Origin of the sequence: Kitasatospora sp. NPDC091257 (assembly GCF_044757675.1) — a bacterium.
GTDB classification, from domain to species: domain Bacteria; phylum Actinomycetota; class Actinomycetes; order Streptomycetales; family Streptomycetaceae; genus Kitasatospora; species Kitasatospora lactacystinica.
This window is the reverse complement of sequence record NZ_JBIVVI010000882.1, coordinates 1-3,960: the sequence shown is the minus strand read 5'-3', so window position 1 is coordinate 3,960 and position 3,960 is coordinate 1. Positions and strand designations below refer to the sequence as shown.

Annotated in this window: 3 protein-coding genes; 2 read left to right on the top strand and 1 reads right to left on the bottom strand. The window is 75.7% G+C overall.

Annotated elements, in window-relative coordinates; translation table 11 throughout:
• Window positions 1–77 precede the first annotated feature (77 nt).
• Window positions 78–1,883 (top strand): ABC transporter permease, encoded by a 1,806-nt coding sequence (locus ACIQOV_RS31330; RefSeq protein WP_401054028.1) that lies wholly within the window; start codon window positions 78–80, stop codon window positions 1,881–1,883.
• A 14-nt stretch (window positions 1,884–1,897) separates the two neighbouring features.
• Window positions 1,898–3,289: a nitrate/sulfonate/bicarbonate ABC transporter ATP-binding protein gene (locus ACIQOV_RS31325; RefSeq protein WP_401054027.1), complete on the top strand. Its 1,392-nt coding sequence runs from the start codon at window positions 1,898–1,900 to the stop codon at window positions 3,287–3,289.
• 49 nt (window positions 3,290–3,338) lie between these two features.
• Here the strand turns inward: ACIQOV_RS31325 and ACIQOV_RS31320 are convergent, their stop codons facing one another.
• A complete protein-coding gene (locus ACIQOV_RS31320; protein ID WP_401054025.1) occupies window positions 3,339–3,749 on the bottom strand; it encodes an ArsR/SmtB family transcription factor in 411 nt (136 codons plus the stop codon).
• Window positions 3,750–3,960: the final 211 nt, after the last annotated feature.

The following is a 3,960-nucleotide window of genomic DNA, read 5'->3' as shown; positions in this document are numbered from 1 at the left end:
CCCGCGGGGGCGGGGCGGGTTTGCGTACGGACGTCCCGAGGGAGCAGACTGCCCGGGTTTGCCCCGGAGGTACCGCCATGACCCTGACGAAGCCCGCCCCGGGCCGGTCCCGGAGCCCGCTGCCGGGTGTGTCCCGGGGCTCGCTGCCGGGCCTGTCCCCGGGCTCACTGCCCACCCGGACCGCGCACCGGCTCGGCGGGCGGGTCTGGACGGACCTGGTCGTCGCGGCCGCCGTCCTGGTCCTGCTCTACCTCGTGCTGCGGCTCGGCCAGGGCGGCCCCGTCCGCTTCTCCACCACCCGGGACGCGGCCGTCGACACCGACCCGGCCCGGCTGCCGTACGACGCGGCGCGCTCGCTGCTGCGGATGTTCGCCGCGCTCGCCCTCTCGATCGTCTTCACCTTCTGCTACGCCTATGCGGCCGCCCGCAGCCGCCGGCTGGAACGGGTGCTGATCCCGGCGCTGGACATCCTCCAGTCGGTGCCGGTGCTCGCCTTCCTGAGCCTCGCGGTCTCCGGTTTCCTCGCCCTCTTCCCCGGCTCGGTGCTCGGCCTCGAATGCGCCGCCGTGTTCGCCGTCTTCACCTCCCAGGCGTGGAACATGACCTTCGCCTTCTACCAGGCGCTGGTCTCGCTGCCCCGCGAACTCGACGAGCTGTCCCGCTCCTTCGGGGTCAGCCGGTGGACGCGGTTCTGGAAGGTCGAGCTGCCCTCGGGCATGATCGGCCTGGTCTGGAACGGCATGCTCGGCTTCGGCGGCGGCTGGTTCTTCCTGGTCGCCTCCGAGGCGATCACCGTGGACGGCCGGCGGTACGCGCTGCCCGGGGTCGGCTCGTACGCGGGCGCGGCCATCGCCGCCGGGGACCTCGGCCGGGTCGGCTGGGCCATCGCCACCATGGTGGTACTGGTGGTCGGCGTGAACTTCCTGTTCTGGCGGCCGCTCACCGCCTGGGCCGAACGCTTCAAGAACGAGCAGTCCGAGGCCACCGAGGTGCAGCGCTCGGTCGTGCTGGACCTGCTGCGCCGCTCCCGGCTGCCCGCCGCGCTCGGCCGCGCGCTGCGCCCCGCCGGACGGGCCCTGAACCGGGCCGGGCGGGTGTTCGGCACCGCCGACCGCCCGCCGGCCGTCCACCCCGGCCGGCGGCGGGCCGGGGACGTGGCCTTCGCCCTCGTCGCGGGCGGCATCGTGCTGTGGGGCCTCGTCGACCTCGGCCGCTACCTGGCCGACCGCACCGGCCTCGGCGTCTTCGGCGAGCCGCTGCTGCTCGGGCTCGCCACCCTCGCCCGGGTGGTGGTGCTGGTCGCGGTGGCCACCGCGGTCTGGGTGCCGATCGGCGTGAAGATCGGCTTCTCGCCCCGGCTGACCAGGATCGCCCAGCCCGTCGTCCAGGTGCTGGCCGGCTTCCCCGCCAACTTCCTCTTCCCGCTGGTGGTCTGGCTGCTGCTGCGCACCGGGGTGTCGATCGACCTCGGCGGCATCCTGCTGATGGCCCTCGGCTCCCAGTGGTACATCCTGTTCAACGCCATCGCCGGTGCCATGGCCGTCCCCGCCGACCTGCGCGAGGCCATGGACGACCTCGGCGTACGCGGGTGGCAGCGCTGGCGGCGGCTGATCCTGCCCGGCGTCTTCCCGGCGTACGTCACCGGCGGCATCACCGCCTCCGGCGGCGCCTGGAACGCCTCCATCGTCGCCGAGGTGGTCACCTTCGGCTCCACCACGCTGACCGCGACCGGCCTCGGCGCGTACATCGCCCGGGCCGCCGAGCGCGGCGACCACCCGCACCTGCTCGCCGGGGTCGCGGTGATGAGCCTGTACGTCGTCGCCCTCAACCGTCTGCTCTGGCGCCGGCTGTACCGGCTGGCCGAGCGCCGCTACTCGCTGTAGTCCGGAGTCCGCCGATGCGCTTCCCGTTCCGCAACCGTGCCGCCGAGCCCGCGCCCGCACCCGCACCCGCGCCCGCACCCGCACCCGCCCCCCACGAGGACGGGGACGGGGAGGCGCTGCTGGAGACCGCCGGTCTGACCAAGTCCTACGCCGGGGCCGCCGGCGAACTGCCGGTGCTCTCCGGCATCGACCTCACCGTCCGGGCCGGCGAGGTCGTCGCCGTACTCGGACGTTCGGGCTCCGGCAAGTCCACCCTGCTGCGCTGCCTGGCCGGCCTGGTCCCGCCCAGCTCCGGCACCGTCCGCTACCGCGGCACCCCGCTCACCGGCGCCAACCCCGGCACCGCGCTGGTCTTCCAGACCTTCGCGCTGCTGCCCTGGCTGTCCGTGCGGCAGAACGTCGAACTCGGCCTGGAGGCCCGCGGTGTCCCGCCCCGGGAACGCGCCCGGGCCGCCGACCAGGCCATCGACCTGATCGGCCTGACCGGCTTCGCCTCCGCCTACCCCAAGGAGCTCTCCGGCGGCATGCGCCAGCGGGTCGGCTTCGCCCGGGCGCTGGTCGTCGAACCGGACGTGCTGATGATGGACGAGCCGTTCTCCGCCCTCGACGTGCTCACCGCCGAGAACCTGCGCGGCGAGCTGATGGAGCTGTGGGAGTCCGGCCAGTTCCCCACCCGGGCCGTCGTCCTGGTCACCCACAACATCGAGGAGGCCGTTCTCATGGCCGACCGCATCGTGGTCCTCGGCGCCCGCCCGTACGGGACGATCCGGGAGACCGTGGAGGTCGCCCTGGAGCGGCCGCGCGACCGCGACTCGGCCGCCTTCGACGAGCTGGTGGACCGGGTGTACCGGATCATGACCGGCCGGCCCAAGGACACCCGCCCGTCCGGCCGCACCGAACCCGACCCCGAACGGCGCACCGTCGCCGCCACCCCGCTGCCCAGCGCCGGCGTGGACGGCCTCTCCGGTCTCGCCGAGACGATCGCCCACCGGGGCGGGAGCTGCGACCTGGCCGGCCTCGCCGACGAACTCGGCCTGGACATCGACGACCTGCTCCCCCAGGTCGACGCCCTCGACCTGCTGGGCTTCGCCGAGGTCCACGGCGACGACCTGCTGCTCACCGCGACGGGCGCCGCCTACACCGGGGCCGACGCCCAGGAGGCCCGCGCCGTCTTCGCCGCCGCCGCCCTGGAGGTCCCACTGATCAAGCTGATCGCCAACAGCCTCGGCGGCCGGCCCGGCGCCACCGTCCGCACCGGCTTCCTGCGCGACCTGCTCGGCCGCCACTACACCGGCGAACAGACCGACCGGCAGTTGGAGACCGCCACCGACTGGGGCCGCTACGCGGGGCTCTTCGCGTACGACGCCGACCGGCAGGAGTACCGGCTGGCGGCGCCGGGCCGCTGACCGGCCCGGCCCGACGCCGGGCGAGGCACTGCGGAGGGCCGGGGAGGGCTCAGCCGGTCGCCGGGCGGCGGCGCACCGCGCGGGCCGCGCGGGCGAAGGGCTGCGGCGCGGTGGCACCGGCCGGGGCGGCGCCGTCGTCGCCGCCGCCGCGGCGGGCGGGCAGGTCGTGGGCGATCAGCGCGGCCTCGGTGAGCAGCCCGCGCACCTCGGTGGCCCGGTAGAAGATCCGCGTCCCCTCCCGGCGCGCCACCACCAGCCCGGCCGCGCGCAGCTTCGCCAGGTGCTGCGAGGTCGCCGACACGTGCGCCCCCAGCAGTTCGGCCAGCTCGCTCACCGGCAGCTCCCGGCGGCTCAGCGCCCACAGCAGCCGGTACCGCGACGGGTCCGCCACCGCCTTCAGCACCGCCACCGCCCGCTCCGCCGCCTCGGCGTCCCAGGCCTCTTCCCGCGCACCACCCATACAGGGATCGTACCGACGCCCGCCGACCCGCCGACCCGCCCCTCGGCGGTGGCACCGGCCGGGCCCGGGGCGTGTCCGGTGGGTCCTGTCGGATCAGGGCGCGGCGTCGGGGCGCGGCGTCGGGGCGCGGCGTCGGGGCGCGGCGTCGGGGTGCGGCGTCGGGGTGCGTGCATCGCGAGGCCGAGGCGGGGGCACCTCCCGGCCGGGCTCC

Bases quoted from the DNA above. Each gene is read 5' to 3' on its own strand.
- ACIQOV_RS31330 (WP_401054028.1), top strand. From the start codon at position 78: ATGACCCTGACGAAGCCCGCCCCGGGCCGGTCCCGGAGCCCGCTGCCG.
- ACIQOV_RS31325 (WP_401054027.1), top strand. From the start codon at position 1,898: ATGCGCTTCCCGTTCCGCAACCGTGCCGCCGAGCCCGCGCCCGCACCC.
- ACIQOV_RS31320 (WP_401054025.1), bottom strand. From the start codon at position 3,749: ATGGGTGGTGCGCGGGAAGAGGCCTGGGACGCCGAGGCGGCGGAGCGG.